Source organism: Pseudomonas sp. P116 (assembly GCF_020149425.1).
Lineage (GTDB): Bacteria > Pseudomonadota > Gammaproteobacteria > Pseudomonadales > Pseudomonadaceae > Aquipseudomonas > Aquipseudomonas anatoliensis.
This window is the reverse complement of record NZ_JACVHB010000001.1, coordinates 977,845-1,001,260: the sequence shown is the minus strand read 5'-3', so window position 1 is coordinate 1,001,260 and position 23,416 is coordinate 977,845. Positions and strand designations below refer to the sequence as shown.

The 23,416-nt window shown below is 58.9% G+C and carries 25 protein-coding genes, 1 tRNA gene and 1 riboswitch; of the genes, 8 read left to right on the top strand and 18 right to left on the bottom strand.

The features are described 5' to 3' along the window. Window positions 1–6 precede the first annotated feature (6 nt). The 5 genes from ICA15_RS04900 (at window position 7) to ICA15_RS04880 (ending at window position 2,707) form a co-directional block, all read left to right on the top strand. Window positions 7–723: a hypothetical protein gene (locus ICA15_RS04900; protein WP_210553779.1), complete on the top strand. Its 717-nt coding sequence runs from the start codon at window positions 7–9 to the stop codon at window positions 721–723. Window positions 724–727: 4 nt separating this feature from the next. Next, window positions 728–1,144, top strand: coding sequence for a fosfomycin resistance glutathione transferase (gene fos, locus ICA15_RS04895; protein WP_210553778.1), 417 nt, complete (start codon window positions 728–730; stop codon window positions 1,142–1,144). A 60-nt stretch (window positions 1,145–1,204) separates the two neighbouring features. Continuing rightward, on the top strand, window positions 1,205–1,843 hold the full coding sequence (locus tag ICA15_RS04890; RefSeq protein ID WP_047300057.1) for a LysE family translocator: 639 nt from the start codon (window positions 1,205–1,207) through the stop codon (window positions 1,841–1,843). 126 nt (window positions 1,844–1,969) lie between these two features. Then, on the top strand, window positions 1,970–2,128 hold the full coding sequence (locus ICA15_RS04885) for a KGG domain-containing protein (protein WP_080762009.1): 159 nt from the start codon (window positions 1,970–1,972) through the stop codon (window positions 2,126–2,128). 75 nt (window positions 2,129–2,203) lie between these two features. Then, a complete protein-coding gene (locus tag ICA15_RS04880; RefSeq protein WP_210553777.1) occupies window positions 2,204–2,707 on the top strand; it encodes a DUF4142 domain-containing protein in 504 nt (167 codons plus the stop codon). Between the two features lie 142 nt (window positions 2,708–2,849). Here the strand turns inward: ICA15_RS04880 and ICA15_RS04875 are convergent, their stop codons facing one another. Beyond that, window positions 2,850–3,260, bottom strand: a complete 411-nt coding sequence (locus ICA15_RS04875; RefSeq protein ID WP_150617642.1) for a low affinity iron permease family protein — start codon at window positions 3,258–3,260, stop codon at window positions 2,850–2,852. A gap of 222 nt (window positions 3,261–3,482) precedes the next feature. On the opposite strand from ICA15_RS04875, the gene ICA15_RS04870 reads away from it, so the two are divergent. Next, window positions 3,483–4,568, top strand: coding sequence for a type I restriction endonuclease (locus ICA15_RS04870; RefSeq protein ID WP_150603069.1), 1,086 nt, complete (start codon window positions 3,483–3,485; stop codon window positions 4,566–4,568). Window positions 4,569–4,608: 40 nt separating this feature from the next. Here ICA15_RS04870 and ICA15_RS04865 read toward each other — a convergent pair whose 3' ends face one another. Both ICA15_RS04865 and ICA15_RS04860 read right to left on the bottom strand, forming a co-directional pair. Further along, window positions 4,609–5,148, bottom strand: a complete 540-nt coding sequence (locus ICA15_RS04865) for an AidA/PixA family protein (protein WP_210553776.1) — start codon at window positions 5,146–5,148, stop codon at window positions 4,609–4,611. Window positions 5,149–5,273: 125 nt separating this feature from the next. Further along, a complete protein-coding gene (locus ICA15_RS04860) occupies window positions 5,274–5,777 on the bottom strand; it encodes an inclusion body family protein (protein ID WP_150603067.1) in 504 nt (167 codons plus the stop codon). Between the two features lie 374 nt (window positions 5,778–6,151). Here ICA15_RS04860 and tam point away from each other — a divergent pair, with 374 nt between their 5' ends. Then, window positions 6,152–6,922 carry a trans-aconitate 2-methyltransferase gene (tam, locus tag ICA15_RS04855; protein ID WP_210553775.1) on the top strand — a complete coding sequence of 257 codons (771 nt, stop codon included), beginning with the start codon at window positions 6,152–6,154 and terminating at the stop codon, window positions 6,920–6,922. Between the two features lie 140 nt (window positions 6,923–7,062). Here tam and ICA15_RS04850 read toward each other — a convergent pair whose 3' ends face one another. The 14 genes from ICA15_RS04850 to ICA15_RS04785 all read right to left on the bottom strand — a co-directional run bounded on the left by ICA15_RS04850 (window position 7,063) and on the right by ICA15_RS04785 (window position 21,241). After that, window positions 7,063–7,791, bottom strand: a complete 729-nt coding sequence (locus tag ICA15_RS04850; RefSeq protein ID WP_210553774.1) for a class I SAM-dependent methyltransferase — start codon at window positions 7,789–7,791, stop codon at window positions 7,063–7,065. A 132-nt stretch (window positions 7,792–7,923) separates the two neighbouring features. After that, entirely contained in the window at window positions 7,924–8,331 is a 408-nt protein-coding gene (locus ICA15_RS04845) for a type II toxin-antitoxin system HicB family antitoxin (protein WP_150617645.1), read from the bottom strand. Between the two features lie 34 nt (window positions 8,332–8,365). Then, complete coding sequence (locus tag ICA15_RS04840; RefSeq protein WP_210553912.1) at window positions 8,366–8,527, bottom strand: type II toxin-antitoxin system HicA family toxin; 162 nt, start codon at window positions 8,525–8,527, stop codon at window positions 8,366–8,368. A gap of 295 nt (window positions 8,528–8,822) precedes the next feature. Beyond that, window positions 8,823–8,896, bottom strand: a tRNA-Gly gene (locus tag ICA15_RS04835). 156 nt (window positions 8,897–9,052) lie between these two features. Beyond that, window positions 9,053–9,937: an alpha/beta fold hydrolase gene (locus tag ICA15_RS04830; RefSeq protein WP_210553773.1), complete on the bottom strand. Its 885-nt coding sequence runs from the start codon at window positions 9,935–9,937 to the stop codon at window positions 9,053–9,055. A gap of 316 nt (window positions 9,938–10,253) precedes the next feature. Continuing rightward, window positions 10,254–10,946, bottom strand: a complete 693-nt coding sequence (locus ICA15_RS04825) for a pseudouridine synthase (RefSeq protein ID WP_150617647.1) — start codon at window positions 10,944–10,946, stop codon at window positions 10,254–10,256. A gap of 33 nt (window positions 10,947–10,979) precedes the next feature. Further along, on the bottom strand, window positions 10,980–11,210 hold the full coding sequence (locus tag ICA15_RS04820) for a cysteine-rich CWC family protein (protein ID WP_210553772.1): 231 nt from the start codon (window positions 11,208–11,210) through the stop codon (window positions 10,980–10,982). A gap of 223 nt (window positions 11,211–11,433) precedes the next feature. Next, on the bottom strand, window positions 11,434–13,206 hold the full coding sequence (gene atzF, locus ICA15_RS04815) for an allophanate hydrolase (RefSeq protein WP_210553771.1): 1,773 nt from the start codon (window positions 13,204–13,206) through the stop codon (window positions 11,434–11,436). 25 nt (window positions 13,207–13,231) lie between these two features. Further along, window positions 13,232–16,864, bottom strand: a complete 3,633-nt coding sequence (gene uca / locus ICA15_RS04810; protein ID WP_210553770.1) for an urea carboxylase — start codon at window positions 16,862–16,864, stop codon at window positions 13,232–13,234. A 274-nt stretch (window positions 16,865–17,138) separates the two neighbouring features. Next, window positions 17,139–17,792: an urea amidolyase associated protein UAAP2 gene (locus tag ICA15_RS04805; protein ID WP_150603057.1), complete on the bottom strand. Its 654-nt coding sequence runs from the start codon at window positions 17,790–17,792 to the stop codon at window positions 17,139–17,141. An 11-nt stretch (window positions 17,793–17,803) separates the two neighbouring features. Further along, the gene (locus ICA15_RS04800; protein ID WP_150617652.1) at window positions 17,804–18,529 is read right to left on the bottom strand and encodes an urea amidolyase associated protein UAAP1; all 726 of its coding nucleotides are present in this window, start codon (window positions 18,527–18,529) and stop codon (window positions 17,804–17,806) included. 25 nt (window positions 18,530–18,554) lie between these two features. Next, on the bottom strand, window positions 18,555–19,343 hold the full coding sequence (locus ICA15_RS04795; protein WP_150603055.1) for an ABC transporter ATP-binding protein: 789 nt from the start codon (window positions 19,341–19,343) through the stop codon (window positions 18,555–18,557). After that, window positions 19,340–20,155: an ABC transporter permease gene (locus tag ICA15_RS04790; protein ID WP_150617653.1), complete on the bottom strand. Its 816-nt coding sequence runs from the start codon at window positions 20,153–20,155 to the stop codon at window positions 19,340–19,342. Before ICA15_RS04790 ends, ICA15_RS04795 begins: the two co-directional genes overlap by 4 nt. A gap of 18 nt (window positions 20,156–20,173) precedes the next feature. Further along, a complete protein-coding gene (locus ICA15_RS04785; protein ID WP_210553769.1) occupies window positions 20,174–21,241 on the bottom strand; it encodes a putative urea ABC transporter substrate-binding protein in 1,068 nt (355 codons plus the stop codon). Between the two features lie 63 nt (window positions 21,242–21,304). Continuing rightward, window positions 21,305–21,405, bottom strand: a riboswitch (guanidine-I (ykkC/yxkD leader). Between the two features lie 419 nt (window positions 21,406–21,824). Here ICA15_RS04785 and ICA15_RS04780 point away from each other — a divergent pair. Beyond that, complete coding sequence (locus ICA15_RS04780) at window positions 21,825–22,238, top strand: hypothetical protein (protein WP_150603052.1); 414 nt, start codon at window positions 21,825–21,827, stop codon at window positions 22,236–22,238. Between the two features lie 57 nt (window positions 22,239–22,295). On the opposite strand, the gene ICA15_RS04775 is transcribed toward ICA15_RS04780, so the two are convergent. Next, the gene (locus tag ICA15_RS04775; RefSeq protein WP_210553768.1) at window positions 22,296–23,408 is read right to left on the bottom strand and encodes an enoyl-CoA hydratase/isomerase family protein; all 1,113 of its coding nucleotides are present in this window, start codon (window positions 23,406–23,408) and stop codon (window positions 22,296–22,298) included. Window positions 23,409–23,416 lie beyond the last annotated feature (8 nt).

Sequence of the window (23,416 nt, the reverse complement as noted above, 5' to 3'; positions counted from 1 at the left end):
AGAACCATGCTCACCCTCACCAGACTCCTTATCGCCCTCGGTATTCTGGCCATCACCGCCCAAGCCCAGGCCGCCTGCACCACCAAGGCCTTCGACGGTCAATCGATGTCACGCTGCATCGTCTGGCCGGCCTTTCCGACGCAGGCGATCGCGGTCAAGTCCACGTACCTGGCTGACGCTGGCGGCGACGATGCCGGGGTGTTCGATCTGGACCTGTCGATCGTCAATGCCAGCAATGCAAACCCCATCGCCACTTACCGCAAACCCGGCGCTTACAACTCCGATGCCGTGCGCTTCGATGACCTGCGCATTGACACCGGTCGCTACCGACTGGCGCCGAATGTTCGCGCGTTTGGTCTGCGCTCAAAGTTCGTGCACAGCTCCCATGCCATTCCCTACGAAAAAACCGATCTGGCGTTGTACGTCCGCGAAGGCAACAACCTGCGCCCGGTTCTGGAAGGTTTGGTGGTCTACAAAAACAACGGCGAATTCATGAGCGATTGCGAGGGCTATACCAATCAGGTCCGCAGGACTGTCGAGATCGGTCCATCGAGTCACCACGGTTTCGCCGATTTGATCATCACCACCAGCGCCAGCAAAATGAACGACGCCAAGTCGGGCAACGAGTGCGTTTCCAAAACCACTCACCTGAAGAAAACCCAGATCACGTTGACCTACGACGGCCAGCAATACGGCGTCCCTGAAGATCTCAGAGGTTACTGAACCAATGCTCACCGGACTCAACCACCTGACCCTCGCCGTCAGCGATCTCAATCGCAGCCTGGCGTTTTACCGCGATGTGCTGCAGTTGCGGGTCGAGGCGACGTGGGACACCGGCGCATATCTGTCGCTGCCGGGGTTGTGGTTGTGCCTTTCGCTTGATGCGAAGCGCAATGCCCAAGCGTGCGCCGATTACACCCATTACGCCTTCAGCCTCAGCGCGGCGAATTTCCCGGTTTTGGTACGGAGGCTAAAAGCGGAAAATGTTCAGGAATGGCGGGATAACCGCAGCGAAGGTGCTTCCTTCTACTTTCTCGATCCTGACGGCCATCAGCTCGAAGCCCACGTCGGCGATCTCGCTTCGCGGCTGGCGGCGTGTCGGCAAAAACCGTATGACGGCATGCGTTTTTACGACGCGTCGTGATCAGACTGTTTTCGCTGATATAGACTGGCCGCCACGTATTCTCGCGTTTGCAGGTTACCCATGACTCCATCGTTGCTAATGGCCGTGCTGGCCTCGGGTTTCATTTACGGCATCACGCCCGGGCCGGGCGTGCTGGCGGTGTTCGGCATTGGCGCGGCGCATGGGCGGCGTGCCGGCGCGGGGTTTCTCTGCGGGCATCTGCTGGGCGATGTGGTCTGGTGCAGCACCGCGCTGATCGCGATTGTCGGTGCACGGGAAATCGGCAGCACCGCGTTTGATGTGCTTGGCGTACTGAGTGGCTTGTACCTGTTCTGGCTCGGTTGGCGTGCAGTGCGTGCGCAACGGCGCAGCGATGATCAACCGCAGGGCGCGGCGCGCAATCCGTTCTGGCACGGCATTCTGTTCGGCCTGACCAATCCCAAGGCCTATCCAGTAGCCGTGGCGACGTTTACCGCGCTGCTGTCGAGCCGCGCCGAGCTGCTCAACTGGTCGATGTTGCCAGCGCTGATCGCCCTGAGTTTCCTTGGTGGACTGCTCGCCTACGCGATTCTGATAGGCGTGGTTGGCGCGCAGCGAGTGCGCACGGTGTACCAGCGTCACGAACTGCTCATCACTCGGTTGTGCGGCGTAATGTTCATCGGTTTCGCCATCAATGCCCTGCTGCATGCGTTGCCGGGATTGATGCCGAACAAGGCTTGATCTATGCAGCGCGGGGTTCACCGTTCGTCGCAGCGATGGCAATTTTTCTAAACCTTTGTCGGTAAGAAAATTCTCAATCTAGGCGGGCACCTGCTCGCTACGATCAATACCAAGAGGTAGAGAATCATGCCTAATTCAAGAAACTCGAACTCGGGAAACTTCGCCAACGATCGAACGAAGGCTTCTGAAGCTGGTCGCAAAGGTGGGAAAACCACCACAACGACGGTCGATAAAGAGCCTGCGAAAACAGAAACGGGCCGCAAACCTGCTCAGAAATCGAAGTAGTCGGTGAAGGTAGTTTTGATTGAGAGGCGGGGGCGCAAGCTCCCGCTTGAATTCAGCAAGAAGGAGGGCGCGACCATGAGCCGGATGGCCACCCAGTTACGACGTTTAAGTTTTTTCACACTGTTGGGATTGTTCACCAGCAGTGCTTTTGCCCAGTCGCCTGCCGAATTCATCAACGATGCTTCCGCCAAAGGCATGGCCGACATCGAAGCCAGCCGTCTGGCGCATCAGAAGACCGAATCCAAAGAGGTCAAGGATTTCACCATCGTCGTCATCAACGACCGCACCACGGCCAATCAACATCTGGCGAAGATTGCGAAAAAACTCGACCTGCCCGTCGCGCCGCGTGAAGAAATGGCCGACAAGGCCAAAGAATTGATTCCTGAAGTGAAAGATGGCGCAACCTTCGATCAGGCGTACGCCGCCAGTCAGGTGAAAGCCACTGAAGAGGCAATCCAGCAGATTCAGCAGGAGGCGCAAACCACCACCGTGCCTGAGATCAAGGCCTTCGCCGATGAGACCTTGCCTAAGTTGCAGAATCATCTGCAGATGGCTCGGTCGCTGCAGGCTAGCCGCTGACCTGAACAAAAGATCAAAAGATCAAAAGATCAAAAGATCAAAAGATCAAAAGATCAAAAGATTAAAAGATCGCAGCCTGCGGCAGCTCCTACAGAGGATTTGTGTAGGAGCTGCCGCAGGCTGCGATCTTTAGATTTTTGCATCAGCACTCATTCAAATCCTGCTTCGTCTTACCCTTGTCGCCCAACCCCTCAAGATTGAAAACCTCTCCCTCACCCAAACTGCGGTAGTGCTTGCGGAGCGCTTCCAACTGCTTCAGATCCAGCGCTTCGAGCCCCAACATCGCGTTTTGTGCTTCCTTGTTTACCCGCAGCAACTCATCAAGTTTCAAATGCAGAATGTCGGTGTCGCGGTTCTGGGTGTTCTGGATCAGGAACACCATCAGGAACGTGATGATCGTCGTCGAGGTATTGATGATCAGTTGCCAGGTGTCGTTGTAACCGAAAATCGGCCCACTCATTCCCCACAACCCAATCAGGATCAACGCCCCCATGAACGTCTTGGGACTGCCGGCCCACAGGGCAAGCTTCTGGGAAATCTTCGCGAATTTCATAGCCGTAATCCTTGTTGTTGGGTGACTGAAATTCAGACACTGACGGCTTGATGAAAATTCTACTTACAACTGCCCACTTTCGTTAAAGACGCCCAAGTCTCGAACTTTGATCACGAGTTCCAAGCGGCGAACTTTCATTGTGCTGGTTTGTGTCTAGTATCAAGTGGCAATCAAATCGCCAGTAGGTCAGCACAGGGATTGAAATCACGCGAGGGGCCGCTCATGGAGTTTTTCGAAAAGTTAGCCAGTTTAGCCGCGAAAGTCAGATTGCAGAGCGCTGCAATCCAAACCGAGGAAGCGACAAAGAACGCGTTCGTGATGCCATTTATCAGCACCGTTTTGGGGTACGACGTCTTTGACCCGACAGAGGTAACCCCCGAATTTGTCTGCGACATAGGTACGAAAAAGGGAGAGAAAATCGATTACGCCATTATGAAAGACGGCGAAGTACAAATTCTCATCGAGTGCAAGAAAATCGGTGAGCCGCTTCACATCAACCATGCATCTCAGCTATTTCGCTACTTTCATGTCACAAGCGCACGCATCTCTATCCTGACTAACGGGCAGGTATACAAATTTTTTACCGATCTGGATGCGCCGAACAAGATGGATGAAAAACCATTCTTGGAGCTGGATCTGCTGGATATCGATGAGTACTCGGTTCCCGAGTTGGTGAAGTTGACTAAATCCGCTTTTGACGTCGACTCGATCATCAGCGCTGCCGGCGAACTCAAGTATGTAAGCCAGATAAAAAAGGTGATTGCAGCCCAGGTAAGCAAACCGGACGATGATTTCGTCAAGGTTTTCGCCTCTCGTGTTTACGATGGTGTAATCACGCAAAAAGTACGTGAGCAGTTTCATGAACTGACACGAAAAGCCGTTGTGCAGTTTCTCAACGACCAAATCAATGACCGGCTCAAATCTGCAATGAGCGGAGCAATCCAGCCTGCGTTAGCGTCGTTACCCTCGTCTCCTGTCGGCACAGATCCAGTAGATCCACGTGACGAGTCGGATGACAAGGTTTTAACAACACTCGAAGAGTTGGAGGGGTATCACATTGTTCGAGCGTTGGTTCGATCAGTGGTCGATGCCAAGCGAATCGTTCAGCGTGATACGCAGAGCTACTTCGGCATCCTGCTGGATGACAACAATCGCAAGCCGATCTGTCGCTTGCATTTCAATCGCTCGCAGAAGTATCTCGGTATCTTCGATGAGGAAAAAAACGAAACACGTCATCCGATCAACACTGTCGATGACATCTATGAGTATTCGGATCATCTGAAAAAGACGGTTGGATTTTACGACTGACAAAAAACCGGCCTTATTGGCCGGTTCTTTTTTCATTTGATTAATCTGTGATTTCAATTACAACCGGCCAAACAAAAAATCCCTCCGCCTCACATTGCTGATTGACCAGCATGAAACTCAACTCGCACTGGGCGGTGCCGGAGGTCGTGGCTTTACAGACCCAGTAGTGATCGTCTGCCTTGTGGCTGCCAGGTTTCGTCGGGTTGGCTGGATCAGGGGCGGGGACGGTCAGGCCAGGGTGAACCTCAAGCGTCGGTGGCGTGATTACGGCGCTGTTGCCGACATTCATGCTGTAGACCGCAACGCTGTGCTCAGCGATGAGGCTGATGGACCGGGCGCGAAAATGAAGGTGACGGCCAATCTCGACGGGGATTTTAATATTACTGTCATTTACAACTATTTCCTGGGGGCTATGACCTGCTACAAAAAAGACCAGATCATTGGTAATGCTCGTCGGATTGCTGGCATCCATACTTGGCTTCGGATAGCGCGAAAGTACGGATTCGGCATCGATGATCAGTAACACGTTGTGTGCGTTATTGACGGCAGTAGAGGGTGAAGTGATCGGTTCGGAAGTCATCATGGATTCCTTTCATGATGTTGGCGCAAGGTGGCAGCCGCTTCGGTCAAGGCAAGACTTCCTGTTCCGGCCGGTGCGGCATCGGAGCGGTCGGGCCCCTCGTCGCCAAGGGACCCGACGCGTCATCAGTTGTGAATGGTAATGAACGGATCCCACGAGCAGCAGCCGATGATCTGGCAATTGCGGTCGACGATCAGGAAGTGGAAGTGGTAGGTCACGCGGCCGCAGGACAGGGTTTCCGAAGACCAGTAGTGGTTATCGACTTTCTGGCAGCTGGGGACGGATGGATTGCTCGTGTTTGGCACAGCAACACAGGCGGTGGCCTTGCGTGGCGAGGGTGGCGAGATCAGGTCAGCACCGGCATTACCGATGAATTTGTAGAAAATGACCGCCGTTTCAAAGCTCTGTGACAGGCTGGTTTCACGCCAGCGAATCAAGTCGCCGACCTGCGCCTTGAGGTCCAGTTCGCCACCCGCTTGGCCACTGACGACGTTGTCCTGATTGGTGACCATATACACGTGTTTCCAATCAATCAGGGTCGGCGAGGCGGGGTTCTTGCTGATGTTCGGGTACTTTTTCAGGATGGTTTCGGTGTCGATGGAAACAAGGATATCCGTAACGCGAGACATGGTGACGCTCCTTTTTTCATAGTGAACGTCGGACTGCGATGCAGGCACGACGACGCTTGCTTGCCGTAAGGCTTTTGCGAGCACACTACTGGAGGAACCCACCGGTCATGGGGATATGCGCAGGCCGTGCTCCTTGCACGAAATCGTTTAGATCGGGTTCCTTCCGACTGCCGCAACTTGACTATAGGTAGGTTTTTTTAGCTGTCAAAATTGCTTTTGTTTGGTTCGACGAACGGTCAGGTTCTGTATAAGAGCCGGTAAATTTGCGATAGCGGTAAACAAGCTGTCACTGTTTTCCAATTGTCAGTCTGGAACTGCCTGCCGGGCTGCCTGTATCGTGATGCACCGCTGAAATATCCCGATTGGAGAACGCAATGAGTTGGTCCGCCAAACAGTACGTCGCATTCGAAGATGAACGCACCCGCCCGGCACGCGATCTGCTGGCGGCGATTCCTACGGCTGAAGCACGATCGGTGGTCGATATCGGTTGCGGCCCGGGTAACTCGACCGAGTTGCTGGTGCAGCGTTTTCCTGCGGCGACAGTCTGCGGGCTGGACAGCTCGGCGGACATGGTCGCTGCCGCACGCAAGCGCTTGCCGCAGTTGCAGTTCGATGTCGCCGAGATTGATCGATGGGCCGATGAAGGCCCTTTCGATGTGATCTTTGCCAATGCGGTATTGCAATGGGTACCCGATCACGCGGCGTTGCTGCCGGCGCTGGCGGGCAAGCTGGCGCAGGGTGGCAGTCTGGCAATCCAGATGCCGGACAATCTCAATGAACCCTCCCACCGCTTGATGCGTGAAGTCGCGGCGAATGGCCCGTGGGCAAGCAAACTCGCTGACGCTGCCGGACAGCGTACGGACATGGCGAGCGCCAACGAGTACTTTTCGATGCTGCGACCGCACTGCGCGCGGGTCGATGTGTGGCGGACCACGTATCACCATCAGTTGTCGGATGGCGCTGCGGGGGTGGTTGAGTGGTTCAAGGGCAGTGGGCTGATTCCGTTTCTGAGTCCGTTGACTGAAAGCGAGCGGACGCAGTATCTGGAGCGGTATCTGGCTGAGGTTGAGAAGGCTTATCCGGCGTTGGCGGATGGCTCGGTGCTGTTGCCGTTTCCGCGGTTGTTTATGGTGGCCACGCGCTGAGGGCAGATACGATTTGTGGTGAGGGGATTTATCCCCGATGGGGTGCGCAGCAGCCCCCCGCTTTTCAGATAGAAGCTGGGGGCGCTGCGCACCCCATCGGGGATAAATCCCCTCGCCACAATTATTCCGTTTGCGCAGTCCTAGCGCTGCACCGCCACCAGCATCATCATCGGCCGCTCCCGCTCTTCCGCCAGCGCGGGTTGCGCCGCTACTTCTTCATCGCTCGGGCCCCATTCGTTAACGTGGCGAATGGTGAAACCGGCATCGATCAGCGAGTTGAGCAATGTGCCGACGGTGCGGTGCTGCTTGATCACACCTTCTGCCAGCCAATTCGTCACCCGTTCTCCTTCAATCTGATAACTGTCCAGCGGCCAGCGCTTGCGACCTTCACTGTCGATCAGCCAGCCGGGATTGCGCGGTGCCATGAATATCGGGTGTTCGATGGAAAACACAAAATGCGAACCCGGTTTCAGCGCTGTGTAGAGGTGGGCAAACAGTCCTGGCAGATCCTTGATGTAGTGCAACGCCAGCGAGCTGTAGGCCAGGTCGAAACTGCACGCGGGCAAGTCGAGCTGTTCCAGGTCGGCGCGTTCGTAGCGGATGTTTGCCACCGAAGTGGTGTCGCGTGCCCGCTGCAGCATTTTCTCCGAGACGTCCAGCCCCAGCACATTGTGCGCGCCTTGTTCGCTGGCCCAACGGCTGAACCAGCCATAACCGCAGCCCAGATCCACCACGTGCAAACCGTGCATGGAGGGCAGCAATGCCTTGAGCGCAGGCCATTCCGGCGCGGCATCGAGGCCGCCGATGGAGCGGTTCATCTGGCTGTAGCCCTGGAAGAACTCAGGGTCGTCGTAAATGTTTTGAGTCATGGCTCAAGTGCTCTTTTGAGTTAGGTTGTCAGCGGCAAACGGACCGCAGTGGGTTCCCTCGAAAGTGATGACGCGTATTCGTCGATGGCCGCGCAGGGGGAGGGTGGTGGTAAATCTGATGCTCCGCGGATATCAACCCTGCTGCAATACCTTCAAAGCCGCCGAAGCCAGAAACCCCGAACGACTCTTCTCCTCCGGGTGATGCAAAACATATTCATCAATGCGGTTGAGCAAATGTCCAGGCAGCGTGATGTTGAGTTTCTGGGCTTTACCCAAATACTTCACGACATCAATATCCACCACTGCCCACGCGCATCCGGCGAACTTCGGATTGGCCACATGGAGCCCCAACTTACTGGCAGCCGGAATCGGCGCACCGTCCTCGGCCAGAATCTCGAAATGCCCCTCGATGGCTTCGCGAGCCATGGCAACGGCATCATCCAGATCGTCGCCAGCCGAAAAGCAGCCGGGAATGTCCGGCACTTCCACGCCCCACGCGTGTTCTTCATCACCTATTGAAATCGCAATCGGATAGAGCATATTCGTTGATCTCCATGGTTGCTGACTGAGCCAATCAAAGCAGCGCTTGCTTCAAAATACTGATGGCCGTTTTCTTCAGCAGATCTTTCGTCGGATGCGGCACCGTGACCAGTCCAGGCTTGGTCGGATGCTTGAAGTGATGGTGACTGCCTCTGACTCTCACTAAATACCAACCGTCTGCGACAAGTTGACCTATTAAAAACGGCTATTCACAACACCTCCCTGTGGTGTGCGTGGTGGGTACTATACCTACCGATGATCCGCGGGCAACAATGTAATCACCGAGCGGTCATCCGTTGTTAATCAGCTCAGTGGTTTGAAGCAGTCTAGATAGGGAAGCAACGGAGGCATCGAGAGTGTGTTGCAGGCTTTTGCGTTGTTCCAAATGTCAGATGTAAACCTTTTTTCGGGCACAAAAAAACCGGCCATCAAGGCCGGTTTTTTCTGTTCCTGCATCCCCCGTCAAACCACAACGTGAGACCAAAATTGAGTGGAGCGGGTAGAGGGAATCGAACCCTCGTCGGAAGCTTGGGAAGCTACTGTTCTACCATTAAACTATACCCGCTCAGAGCGGCTGACTTTGTACCAGACTCGGCCACGGATTTGAAGTTTTTCTTTCTGCGCACGGCATTACAGCACTGAATCGGTCGATCGCGAGCAAGCACTGCGGGGTGGTAAACAAAACACTCAGCCCGGCAGTCTTGCTCGCGATGACGCGCTTTCAAATGGCCAATGCATGTTGATCCTGTACAAACGAGTAACGCGTTCGGCTCGCCTGCGGTGCCGGTTTCAAAAAGCCCAGCAAGGCGTTCTGGCTGTCGCGGCACGCAGCTTTGTGCTCCATGTCGAGAAAGTGCCCGGTGGCTTGCACGGTGCTGAAGGTGCTCTGTGCCACGTGGTTGCCGAACAGGCGCGCATCCTCGGCGGCGGTGTATTCGTCCCATTCGCCGTTGAGAAACAGCACCGGCACGTTGATTTTCTTCGCCGCGTCTAAATAGCACTGACGATCGCTGTGCAGCACGTCGCTGATGTGGAAGTGCATCTGCCCGTATTCGTGCTCCGCCAGGCTGCTGACGTGGCGATAGTTGAAGCGTTTGAACAGTGACGGCAGGTGTTTGCCGATAGTGCTGTTGACCAGATGCCCGACTCGATCACCGTCACGCTGGCCGAGGTAATCGACGCCGCGCTCCAGGTAATCAAGCATGTGCGCGTTGATCACCGGCGAAAACGAGCTGATCACCGCTTTTTCGATGCGCCGTGGCTGGTTTGCAAGGGCAACCAGAGTCGCGGCGCCGCCCCAGGAGAACGACAGCACGTGTTCGGCGGCGAAGTGGTCGATCAGCTCCAGCAGAATTTGCCCTTCAACGTCCTTTGTCAGATGTTTCTCGTGACGGTTGTGGGCTTTTGACCGGCCCGCGTAGGGCTGGTCGTAGCAGACCACGTTGAATTGCGGGTGCAGGTTTTTCACAGTCTGTGCAAACGACGCAGTCGTGGCCATCGAGCCGTTGACCAGAATGATGGTCTTTTCTGCGGCGTCTGCGCGATAGAACTCCGTGTAAACCCGATACTGACCCTGTATATCCAGCACAGCGATTTCTGGCCTCATGTCATAAGACTCCTGGCAAGCAAGCGGGTATGCGCGCAAATAGACATTGCACGAGCTTTGTGACAGGTAGGCATACGCCTGGAATTTGCTTGGCCCATGTCGATCCATGACTGCGGTCGACGGGTATTGTTATTGGCGGGCAGTCTGCCGGCTGAGGCGCAGCCCTGGGGGCTGACGACCGGCAAAAAGTTTCTTAGAAGTATGGTGTGACTCGTCGGTCACATTTCGTCCGACGTCCTGATTCAAGCAGGGGGAGCAGGATCGCGCAAGTGCCATTGGCAAATTGTTCGACAACTTCTGCTGAGCGGTCACAGGCTTAGAACAAATGAATCTCTTCGGTGCGCAAAGCGCGGTACTCGCCCGGTTTTAGCGCGTCATCGAGCCGCAGCGGGCCCATGGATTCACGGTGCAGACGCAGCACTTTGTTGTTGAAAAAGCCAAACATGCGCTTCACCTGATGGTAGCGGCCCTCGACGATGCTCAGGCGTGCCGAGTGTGATCCGAGGAGCTCCAGCTGCGCAGGTTGCGTGGTCAGGTCTTCGAAGGCGAAGTAGATGCCTTCGGCAAACTGGCTCGCATATTGCGCGCCGATTTCCTGCTCGGTCTCGACGTAATAGACCTTTGGCAATTTGGTTTGCGGCTGGGTCAGGCGCCGCGACCAGGCGCCGTCGTTGGTGATCAGCATCAGCCCGGTGGTGTTGAAGTCCAGGCGTCCGGCAATGTGCAGCTCGTCCTTGTCCGGTTCATTGATCAGGTCTAGCACGGTCGAATGTTGCGGATCGCGAGTGGCGCTGACGCAGCCCGGTGGCTTGTGCAGCATGAAGTAGCGCGCCGGTTTGCCGAGTTGCAGCACTTCGTCATCGACTTCGATGCGGCTGAATTCAAGAACTTCACTGTGCGGGTCGCTGACGACTTTTCCGTCAACGCGCACGCGCTTTTCCACCAGCAACAGGCGAACCTGCTGACGGTTGTAGCGGGGCAGATTGCTGAGGAAACGGTCGACGCGCATGTTCAGGTTTCAACGAATCAGGGGGCACGCATCTTACGGGATCGGCTGACCGGCCGCTTGCAGTTGCGCCTCGACCTGCGCGCATCGCGGGCACAGGCAGGATTTGTCGCGTAGTGCTGACGGCAAGGCCTGGAGCACCGCCGGATCAATGCTCACGCCGTAGCACCAGCAGGCGCGATCGGCGGTGCGCGGGTCAGCCAGGCTGCAATCGTTGCGGGCGCCGCAGGCCGGGCAGAGGTCGGGTTTAACGTCAGATTCAGGCATAGGTCGAGTGAGGCATTTCCACGCAGGTGCGGTTGCGGCCGTTTTGACTGGCCCGGTACAGCGCATGATCGACCCGCGACGGCAGACTGTGCAAGGTGCCATTACATAGAAATTGCGCCGATCCTTGTAGGAGTGAGCCTGCTCGCGATCGCGGTGTGACAGTCACCAGGATGTGACTGATAAACCGCCATCGCGAGCAGGCTCACTCCTACATGGGGAACGGTCAGGCCAGGGTTTTCAGGTACGCCCGCCAGCCACCCAAATGGCTGATATCCAAGGCACCTTCCAAGCCATACGGCTCACAGATAAAACCGCATTCCCAACGACCATCTGCCAGTTGCACTTTGCCCAACCCCAGCGGTGCGGGAATCCCGGTGAGGAACGAGCCCAGCTCGCTGCTCGGCAAGTCCCAGACTTCCACCGCGATCGCCACGCCGCCAGCCTTCACCCGAACCATGCCTGGACGCAACGGCGGGCCGCCGGCCAAGGCGTGCAGTTGATAGTTCGCAGAGCTGAATGTCGTCTCGAGCAACCGCCCGCCACGCTGAGTAAGTTGCCAGTTCAACGCCAACCCTTGCAGATGTGCGCCGCACACGACGATTCGCGCACGGTCATGGCGTGCGACATTGGTGGGCGTTGGCAACATTGAATCTTGCTGACGCTGCAATGCGTCCGCCACGCTCAGCAGATACTGATCGGTAAACGCCCGGCCAAAAAGGGTCACGCCCCACGGCAAACCGTTGCTCATGAATGCACTCGGCACGGCGACGGCAGCGTAATCGAGCAAGTTCATGAAGTTGGTGTAGTAACCCAGTTCGGAATTGCGCAGCACCGGTTCGGCGTCCAGTTCGGCCAGCGTCACGGCTCGGCCTATGGTCGGCGTCAGCACGCAGTCGAGGTTTTCGAGCGCGCGCTCACACAGGGCTTTAAGGGCTTGCAACCGGTATTGCGCGCGGAACGTCTGCACGCCAGTGACCGCCGGGGCTTTGGCCAGCACAGCGCGGATCACCGGCAGCACCGCTTCAGGCTGCTGCTCCATCAGTTCTCCGGCAACGCTGTAACGCTCGGCAACCCACGGCCCGTCATACAGCAGGCGCGCAGCTTCGAGGAACGGAGACAAATCCAGTTCGACTGCTTCTCCCCCCAACGCTTGCAGCCGTTCAATGGCGTCGCCGAACAGTCGCGGGCCTTCTTCGCAGCCGAAAAATTCCAGGTCCTGCGCGCGCGGTACGCCGAAACGAAACGGTCGTGGCGCACCGAATGCCGAGCCGTCATTCCACGACGGATTGCGGCGACTGTATTCATCGCGCGGATCAAGTCTGGCGGTCAACGCCAGCAACTGACTGGCCTCGCGTGCCGTCGCCGTAAACGTGGTGACGCAGTCCAGCGTGCGGCACGCCGGCAGCACACCGGCCGTGGAGATAAGTCCTTTGCTGGCCTTTAACCCGACCAGATTGTTGAGCGCCGCCGGTACCCGACCGGAGCCGGCCGTGTCGGTGCCCAAGGCAAAACTCGCCACGCCCAACGCCACCGCCAGTGACGACCCGGCGCTGGAACCGCCGGACGGATATTCCGGCAACACGCTGTTGGGGCATGCGCCGTAAGGTGAGCGGCTGCCGTTGAGGCCGGTGGCGAACTGGTCGAGGTTGGTCTTGCCCAGCGGAATCGCGCCCAACGCCAACAGTTGCTCGACGATGGTCGCCGAGCGTTCCGCCACGTAGGCGAACGCCGGGCACGCAGCGGTGGTGGCAATGCCCGCCAGATCGATGTTGTCCTTGATCGCAAACGGCACACCAAACAACGGCAAAGCTTCAAGATCGCGACCATCGAGGGCGGCCAGATAAGGCTCCAGCTCTTCGAGGCTGAGCAGGTGGATGAACAGGTGATAGTCGGGATTCAGCGCGGCGGCTTTTTCGCGCAGCAGCGGCAGCAGTTTGCGCGGCGTGGTGTCGCCATTGCGGTAGGCCTGGCGCAGAACATCGAGTTGCAGATTCATGAATTTATCCTTTTCGAAATAGGTTTCAGTCGAGTTCCAGCACCACGACCCGTTGTCCGGCGCGCACCGCCGAGCCGGGCTGCACACGAATCTCGCGCACCACGCCGGCCATCGGCGCGAGGACTGGGATTTCCATCTTCATCGACTCCAGAATCACCAGCACATCGCCCGCCTGCACGCGGCTGCCGGCTTCGACTTGCACCTGCCAGAGGTTGCCGGCGATGTGGCTGTCGACGCTTTGCTGACCGTTGGCCAGGGGCGCGTCTTCGGTAGATTCGGGTATGGCTTCTTCACTGTCGAAATGCGCCTGGCCGCTGGCGATCCAGCGTTCGCGCTCGGCGTTGAATGCGCCCTGTTGCTGGCGTCGAAACGCGCCAATGCTCTCGGCTTCGTGATTGAGAAAAGCCTGGTAGTCGGCGAGGTTGAGTTGGCTGTGTTCGATGTTCAGATCGAAGCGCCCGAGGGGAAAGTCGCGGCGGATGCGCAGCAGTTCTTCGGCGCTCACCGGGTAGAAGCGAATCTGGTCGAAAAAGCGCAACAGCCACGGTTTGCCATTGAATGCCGCGACCTCGCGATAGCGATTCCACATCTGCAAGGTGCGCCCGACGAACTGGTAACCGCCGGGGCCTTCCATGCCGTAGACGCACATGTAGGCGCCGCCGATGCCCACCGAGTTTTCGGCGGTCCAGGTGCGCGCCGGGTTGTATTTGGTGGTGACCAATCGGTGACGCGGATCTAGCGGCGTGGCCACGGGTGCACCGAGGTAAACGTCGCCAAGACCCATCACCAGATAGCTCGCATCGAACACCGTACGCTGCACTTCGTCGAGGTTGGGCAGGTCGTTGATGCGGCGAATGAACTCCAGATTGCTCGGGCACCACGGCGCGTCCTTGCGCACGGTGGTCATGTATTTTTCGATGGCCAACTGGCAGGCCGGATCATCCCAGGACAATGGCAGGTGCACGATGCGTGACGGCACTTGCAAGTCCTGGGCGGCGCACACCGCGTCCCACTCGCCAGCGACAATGCCGAGCAGATCGGCCAGCGGCAATTGCTCAGGCTGGTAGTGCACTTGCAGCGAGCGGATGCCGGGCGTGAGGTCGATCACGCCCGTCAGGGCTTTGCTTTCCAGCGCCTGCATGAGGGCGTGGGCACGAAAGCGCAGGACGAGATCGAGCTCGGGTGCGCCGATTTCCAGCAACAGATGCGTGTCGCCGGATACGCGCCCAACGAGACGCATATCGCCCTGACCCAACTCCAGAACCACAGGCGACAAAAGTCCTTGTAGGAGCTGGCTTGCCAGCGATGAAGTTGATGCGGTGTCTGGACGGCCCCCATCGCTGGCAAGCCAGCTCCCACAGGTATCCCATTGGCAGGCGAGATCGCGGGCGGTCTTGAGGTCGACCGGGATGAACTGGATTTTATCGCCAGCCTTGAGCTGTCCCAGTTGCCACAAATCCGCTTCGATGACCGTCACCGGGCACACAAACCCGCCGAGACTCGGGCCGTCGGGGCCGAGGATTACTGGCATGTCGCCGGTGAAATCCACCGCGCCGATGGCGTAGGGATTGTCGTGAATGTTCGACGGATGCAACCCGGCCTCGCCACCGTCGGCGCGCACCCATTCGGGCTTGGGGCCAATCAACCGCACGCCGGTACGGCTGGAGTTGAAATGCACTTCCCACTGGGTCGCAAAGAAGGTGCCGATGTAGTGTTCGGTGAAGTATTCCGGCGCCCCGTGCGGGCCATAGATCACGCGAATCTGCCGCACTGCCGGTAACTCGCTGACATGATGTTCGGCAAGTTGCTGCCCAGCGCTGCGATCAGCCAACGCGGGCACGTGTAACACGTCCCCGGCACGCAATGCTCGACCGGCATGCCCGCCGAACTGGCCGAGGGTGAAGGTGCTTTTGCTGCCCAGGTAATCCGGTACCTGCAAGCCGCCGCGCAGACACAGATAACTGCGCGCCCCGGCGCCGCTGATGCTGCCGAGGTTCAACGTCGCGCCAGCCGGAATCAGCAATGCTGTGTTCATCGGCACCGTTTCACCATCGAGCGTCAGGGCAATCGGCGCGCCGGTCACCGCCACAACGGCATCGCAGTTGAAGCGCAGCAACGGCCCGCTCATGGTGATTTCCAGCGCCGCCGCACCGTCGGCATTGCCCAGCAGACGATTGCCCAGACGCAACGCGCGGCTGTCCATCGGCCCCGATGGCGGCACGCCGACCGCCCAGTAACCGAGACGGCCGGGGTAGTCCTGCACGCTGGTTTGCGTGCCGGCGCTGAGCACTTCGAAAGTGTTGGCGCGATACACCAGACCTTCGAGGCAACGGGTCCACGGCTCACCACTGGCGAACGGCGTGTCCATCAGAATTTGCCGCAAATAGTCGCGGTTGGTTTCCACGCCGTACAACACACTGGCGCCCAGCGCTTGATGCAGTTCGGTGCGCGCCTGTTCGCGGCTCGGTGCCCAGGTGATGACCTTGGCGATCATCGGATCGAAGTACGGCGGGATCTCGCATCCAGCCTCGACCCAAGTGTCGATGCGAAGTTGAATCCCGTTGGCCGGCGCGAATTCCACGGCGGTCAGCAAGCCCGGACTCGGCTGAAAATCACGCCCCGGATCTTCTGCATACAGGCGTGCCTGAATCGCGTGGCCCTCGGGTTTGAGCTCGCGAAACAACTCGGCCAACGGTGGAAGATCGCCCGCCGCCAGTTCGACCATCCAGCGCACCAGATCGACGCCCCACACCTGCTCGGTGACGCCGTGTTCCACCTGCAATCGCGTGTTCACTTCAAGAAAGTAAAAACGCTGCGCCTCGCTATCGAAGACAAATTCGACGGTGCCGGCGCTGCGGTAATTCACCGCTTTGGCCAGTTTGATTGCGGCGACGCACAGCTCATCCGCCATGCCGGCCGGCAGATTGGGCGCTGGGGTTTCTTCGAGAACTTTCTGGTTGCGCCGCTGCACCGAGCAGTCGCGCACGCCGAGGGCGATGACCTCACCGTGACCGTCACCGAAGACCTGCACTTCCAGATGTCGGGCGCGCTGAATGTATTTCTCGATGAACACGCCAGCGTCGCTGAAATTGTTCTGGCCGAGGCGTTTGACCGCTTCGAACGACTCACTCAGTTCGCTGGCGTTGCGGCACACGCGCATGCCGATACCGCCTCCGCCGGCGGTGCTTTTGAGCATCACCGGGTAACCGACCTGCTCACAGGCGATCAGTGCGGCGTCGAGGCTGTCGAGCAGTTCGCTGCCTTCGAGCATCGGCACGCCGTGCTGTTTGGCCAGAGCGCGGGCCGTGTGCTTGAGGCCGAACACCCGCAGTTGCTCCGGTGTCGGGCCGATGAAGGCGATGCCTTGTGCTGCGCAGGCTTCGGCGAACGCAGCGTTTTCCGAGAGGAAACCGTAGCCGGGATGAATCGCCGTGGCGCCGCTGGCTTTGGCAATTGCGAGGATTTTATCAACCGCCAGATAGGTGCCGGCCGCCGCACCTTCGCCGAGGCTGTGCGCTTCATCGGCCTGGAGGATATGCAGGCTGGCGGCATCGGCTTCGGAATACACGGCCACACCCTTGACCTGCAGTTGCGCGAGGGTACGCAGGATCCGGCAGACGATGGCGCCACGGTTGGCGATGAGGATTTTTTCGAACATGGCTTGTCCCCTGGAGCCGCCCGAATGCGCTGGCTCGACTGGGAGGCGGGCCGTCCCGCCGTTTGTAAAAGGTCCTCGGGCCGTCCCGAATGACTGAATTGCACCCGTCCCCTGTAAGCGCTGCCGAAGGCTGCGATCTTTTGATTTTGCAGATGAAGATCAAGATCAAAAGATCGCAGCCTGCGGCAGCTCCTACAGGGGCGCGGTTATTTGATGCACTGCCCGGATCGGGCCTGACACAAGGCAAACAACCACCGCCGCAAACGGCTCATTTTCAGTTCCATACCAGTAGCTCCGCAGGTGTCGGGTTGTAGGCGTTGCACGGGTTGTTCAGTTGCGGGCAGTTGGAGATCAGCACGATCACGTCCATCTCGGCGCGCAGGTCGACGTATTTGCCCGGTGCAGAAATCCCGTCTTCAAAGGTCAGCCCGCCGTCGGCCGTCACCGGCACATTCATGAAGAAATTGATGTTCGGGCCGATGTCGCTTTTGCCCAGCCGACCGTCGTGGACACAGGCGCGCAGGTAGTTGTCGCGGCAGCTGTGCATGTAGCGTTTTTCCAGGGCGTAGCGCACGGTGTTGCTCTCTTGCGCGCAGGCACCGCCGAGGGTGTCGTGACGCCCGCAGGTGTCGGCAACGATGGTCAGCATCGGCTTGCCGAGATTGGAAAACAGCACGCTGCCGGTGCTCAGGTAAACGCTGTTCTGCCGGCGCAAAGTGCGTTGCACGTCGTAGCGTTCCCTGGGATTGGCGACGCTGTAGAACAAGGTGTCGACGGCCTGATTGCCCTCAAGATCGAGGATGCGCAGGGTCTGGCCAGCCTTGACCTCCATCAACCACGGCTCACCGGCAGGGATGGTGGCCCGGTAGACGGCGCTGTCGGGATGTCGGTTTTGTGCAGCTGTAGCAGGGGCGATGGCAAGTGACATGGCAGCGATCCTCAGGCGAACAAACGGTCGGTGTTGATAAAGCCGCGCTCGTTCTCCGGGCGCGAGGTGCGGCAGTGTTCGGCGACGCTGGCGTCGGCGTTCATCCAGCTCAGCTTCAGCGGTTTTGGCGCGTATTCGGGCGAGGGATCCATCGGATGTTGCAGGGCGGTCAGCACCACCAGCGTGTCCATCGGCGCGTACAGCTCGATGTAATCGCCAGCCTTGGCGTTGCCCTCGACGAAGTGAAAACGCCCGGCCTCATCGACGTTGACCCGGCTGAACAGATTTAGGGTCATCAGCAGGTCGGACAGGCCCAAGCCCCACTTGCCGAGTTCCACCAGCAGGTTGTCGGTGCCGTTGCGGAAGAAGCCGTTGCGCAGCTCTTGATAACGGCCCTGACCGTACTTTTGCGCGACTTCTTCGGCGCAGAGCACACCACCGAGGCTGTCGCTCCAGCCGCAGGTGTCGGCGGTAATCGCCGCGAGCACGCGGCCCATGTCCGAGTACAGACAATGGCCGGCGGTGAGCTTGGCGGTGTGCTGGCATTTGAGGCTGTCGGGCAGGTTCAGCCGCTCGGTTTTTTCGTTGGCGTTGAGCAACGTCAGGCTGACGTTGGCGCCGCCGCGCAGGTCGGTCAGGCGCAGCAGTTGGCCGCGCTTGAGGACGAAGGAGCGGTGGCCGCCACCGGGCAGCATTTCCTCGGCGAAAGGTGGGAACAGTTGGGTCGAATCAGTCATCGGATCATTCACAGGATCAGTCCTCTCAAGCGGTTCGAAGTACGCCCGCCAGTGGCACCGGCAAGGCCTCGACGGCGGCGCGTTGGGCGCGGCGGTCGCTGTTCAAAGGGATGTCGTAGGTGATGCGCGCGCCATAGGCGCCTGGGGCGTGCGGGTCGACACGGACTTTGTCGAAGACCAGTAATCGCGTGCCGAGGCTGAAGCCCTCCGACAAGTCATGGGTGACCATGAACACCGTCAGTCGCGTCTCGCGCCACAGTTCCAGCAGCAGCGCGTGCATGTCTTTACGAATGCCCGGATCGAGCGCGCCGAAGGGTTCGTCGAGCAGCAACACGCGCGGTTTCATGATCAGCGCCTGCGCAATCGCCAGGCGCTGTTGCATGCCGCCGGACAACTGCGCCGGATATTTGTCCAGCGCATGGCCCAGACCGACCTTGTGCAACAGCGCCGAGGCCTGTTCGCGGGCGTCTTTTTTCGCGCTGCCGAACAACCGACCGAGCAGTGGCGCGCGGGGCAGTTCAAGGCCGAGGGCGACGTTGTCCAGCACGCTCAAATGCGGGAACACTGAATAGCGCTGGAACACCACGCCACGGCTGGCATCCGGTTCGCTGGCCAGCGGTTGACCGTCGAGCAGGATCTCGCCGCGACTGGCGGTTTCCTGGCCAAGCAGCAAGCGCAGGAAGGTTGATTTTCCGCAACCGGACGCACCCACCAACGTGCAGAACTCGCCTTCGTTGACGTGCAGGTTCAGGCCTTCGAGCACGACTTGATCGGCGTATTGCTGCCAGACGTTTTTCACCGTGATGAAGCTCATTTGGCCGCCCCCTCATACCAGGGAAATGCCCGCCGGGTCAGGGATTTGAGGCCCCAATCCATCAGCCAGGCGAGGAGGGTGATCCACACCACGTACGGCAGGATCACGTCCATCGCCAGATAACGGCGTACCAGAAAAATCCGGTAGCCGAGGCCGTCGGTGGAAGCGATCGCCTCAGCGGCAATCAGAAACAGCCACGCCGAGCCGAGCATAAGCCGCAGCGAGATCAGCAGGCGCGGCAACAGTTGTGGCAGCACCACGCGCAGTATCAGCGTCCAGGTCGAGGCGCCGAGGGTCTGCGCCTTGATCAGCAGTTCGACGGGAATGTCCCGGGCACGCTGCTCCAGATCGCGAGCCAGTGCCGGGGTAATGCCGATCACGATCAGCATCACTTTCGACAACTCGCCCAAGCCGAACACGATGAACAGAATCGGCAGGATCGCCAGCGGCGGCACCATCGACAGCACTGTCAGCAATGGCGACAGCGGAGCGCCGAACAGCGGCAGCGTGCCCGCGGCGATGCCCAGGCACAGCCCGGCCAGTGCCGCGATACCGAGGCCGATAGCCAGGCGCCGCACACTCGACAGCGTGTCCTGCCACAAAAGATAGTCGCCGGTGCGGCTGTCGGCATTGAAGGCCAGACGTTTCACCGCATCGGTCATCTGCACGGCACTGGGCAGCAGTTTGTCGTTGGGGTTTTCTGCCAGTCGTTCGGCCGAGCCCATGAAGTAGGCGAACAGCAGCAAAGCGAACGGCAGAATCACCAACAGCAAACGACTCGGGCGATCGGGGTGGCGATTGATCAGGCGCATGGCCAAATCCTCCGTGGCTTACAGCTTGGCGTCGGCGGCCATCTGCACGTAGGTCGGATCGAAACGCAGCTTGAGGTTGCCGGTGTCGCCGCTGGTCACGCCGTTGGCGAAGGCCATGCCCACCGCACTGGTGTCTTTGGCACCTTCACCGAGCAAACCGTGCTGGAACGAAAACTCGGCGACTTTGCGCATGGTTTCCGGTAGTTGCTTGCTGGTGGCGAAGCTCAGCGCTTCACTCGGTGTGGCGAACAGTTTGGTCGTGGCCAGTTGCGCCTGGAAGCCGGCCAGATCGGTGCCCGAGGCCTTGGCCATGTGTTCCAGCGCAGCGTTGCTCGCGGCGTTTTTCGCGTTCATCAATTCGACGACTTCGAACCAGGCGCCGGTCAGTGCTTTGCCCAGCGCCGGGTTGTCTTTGAGGGTGGCGCTGTTGACCACCATCATGTCCATGATCTCGCCGGGAATCTGGCTGGAGTTGAACACCTCGGTGACGCCGGGTTTGGCCTTGATGTCCGAGAGCATCGGGTTCCAGGTGGTCACCGCGTTGACCTGATCGGTATTGAAGGCGGCGGAGATGTCGGCATCGGAGGTGTTGACCACTTTCAGGTCTTTCTCGCTCAAGTCGACCGAGTCCAGCGCCCGTGCCAGCAGGTAGTGCGACACCGAGAGTTCGACCAGATTGACGTCCATGTCCTTGAGGTCGGCAACCTTCTTGCCGTCGCCCTTGAGGACGATGCCGTCGTTGCCGTTGGAGAAATCGCTGACGATCAGCGCGGTGCTGTCGACGCCACCCGCCGCTGGAATGGTCAGCGCATCCATGTTGGTCATGGTGCAGCCGTCAAACTGGCCAGCGGTGTACTGGTTGATCGATTCGACGTAATCGTTGAGTTGCACCACGTCGATCTTGATCCCGTACTTCTTCGCCCATTTGTCGACGATGCCCTGGCTGCCGGCGTATTCCCACGGCATCCAGCCGGCATAGATCGTCCAGCAGACACTGAAGTGGTCTTTCTGCGCGGCAAAGGATTGGGTGCTGAGCAGCGCGGCGAACGCGGCAGCGAGCAGGGCGGGGAAACGTAGTCGGGACATAGCGGATTCTCCAGTTGAAAAAGGGCGGACAGGAAGGCAACGCGGCACCGCGAACGGTGGCTTGTCTCCCGGGCTTTTGTCCCGCCGTGTAACCTCAACTGGAGGTCGCCAACTCTCGGACCAGTCACTCGCGATTGCGAGCCGGAACCCTAGTCAGCCATTGCAAATTGTGGTGCCGCGAACCTGTGATGACTCCTGCACGGGTTTTCTATAGCGAGAGGCGTGCCAAGTCGGCGCAAGCGCTCTGCCACGCGGCTATGACGTTGAAAGGCTATGCGCAGGTATCAGCAAGGTGCGTTGTGTTGGTGCGCGGCTGCACCGTGATGCAGCGTTCACGCCGCTGATCTGATGTTGGCCAGAATATGGCTTATCACGGCGGCGGATATCACGCTGACCACCATTAATCAGCAGATGAATGACCGCGTTCTGCGAGTGAACAGGGTTTCATAAATCACTTGTTTCAACTTGTTGCGGAATCGCACCAGATTCGGAAATCGGTGTCTGATCTTTCGTCAGTCACCGAATAAAAGACTGACGCCTGCCAGCGTCGCTGGTGTGGCTACCCGCGGTCCAGGAGGCCGCCATGTATCGACGAATTCTTCTGCTTGCTGCGTTGATGTTTTCCGTCACCGGTTGTGCCCCGTATTCGTACGCGGACACTTATTACAGGTCTGAGGTCTACACATCACCCGCACCGGCGTACTACAACACTGGCGGCACGTACTACTCGGCTCCGCGCTATTACCAGCCAGCGCCGCGTTACTATCAGCAACCGCGTTATTACCAGTCGGCGCCGCGCTACTATCAACCGTCGCCGCGTTACTACGAGAGCCGTCGCTGGCACGGTAATGATCGCGGACGCTGGGAAGGCCACCGTCGCGGCGGTTGGGACAATGACCACCGCGGTCGCGGCAACTATGATCGCCACAGCGGACGCGGCAATTACGACCGCCATAGCGGTCGCGGCGACCACAACGGACGTGGCAATCGCTGGTAACTGACCCGCAAATAAAAGCGGCGCATGATGCGCCGCTTTTTTGTGCCTGCGATTCAGTCAGTAAGCCGTCAGATCCGCCAACGGATGCCGACCTTCCCACGCTTTATGAAAATGCGCCTCAACCACCGCATCCGGCACGCTGCTGATGTCCGGCCAATGCCAGTGCGGCTTTTGATCCTTGTCGATCAACCGCGCCCGAACCCCTTCGCTGAACTCCGGATGCCGGCAGCAATTGAGGCTCAGGGTGTATTCCATCTGAAAGACTTCGGCTAGCGACATGTGCCGCGCGCGGATAATCTGTTGCCAGACCAGATGGGCGGTCAGCGGCGAGCCTTCGCTGAGGGTTTTTGCCGCGCGGGCGATGAGCGGGTCGCTGCTGTCGCGTTGCAGGCTGATGGCTTTCCAGGCGCAGGTGACGTCGCTGACATCGAGCAGTTCGTCGATCTGCCGACGACGCGGCAGCCACTGCGCCTCAGGCATCTGCTCTACGGCTTCCTGCTGCAAGGCCTTGAGCAAGCTGTTGAGTTGCATGTCGGTCTGTTCCTGCCAGTTGAGTTGCAGCAGGCCTTCAATCAGCTCCGGTTGTTGCTCGTCGAGCAGAAAGCGGTCGGCCAGATCGAGGTCGATCGCGTCACGGCCATTCATGTGCGCGCCGGTCAATCCGAGGAACAGACCGAGCTTGCCCGGCAACCGCGCCAGAAACCAACTGGCGCCGACATCCGGATACAGCCCAATGCTGATTTCCGGCATCGCCAGACGGCTGCTCGGCGTGACGATCCGCGTACTGGCGCCTTGCAACAGACCCATGCCGCCACCCAGCACATAACCGTGGCCCCAGCAGATCAGTGGTTTCGGATAGGTGTGCAGGCTGTAGTCCAAGCGGTATTCGGCCGCAAAAAACTGTGCTGCCAGCGGCGGGACTTCACCGGGATGTGCGCGACAGGCTTCCACCAGGCTGCGCACTTCACCGCCAGCGCAGAAGGCTTTGGCGCCGTTGCCGCGCAACAGCATGCAGACGATTTGCGGATCCTTGGCCCAGGCGTCCAGTTTGTCGCTAAGGGCGTTGATCATCGGCAGGGACAGCGCGTTGAGCGATTTTTCAGCATCCAGGCTGGCGATACCGATGCGGGCGCCGTTGGTGCCGCAGAGTTCTTCGAAGTGCAGATTCATCGTGACCT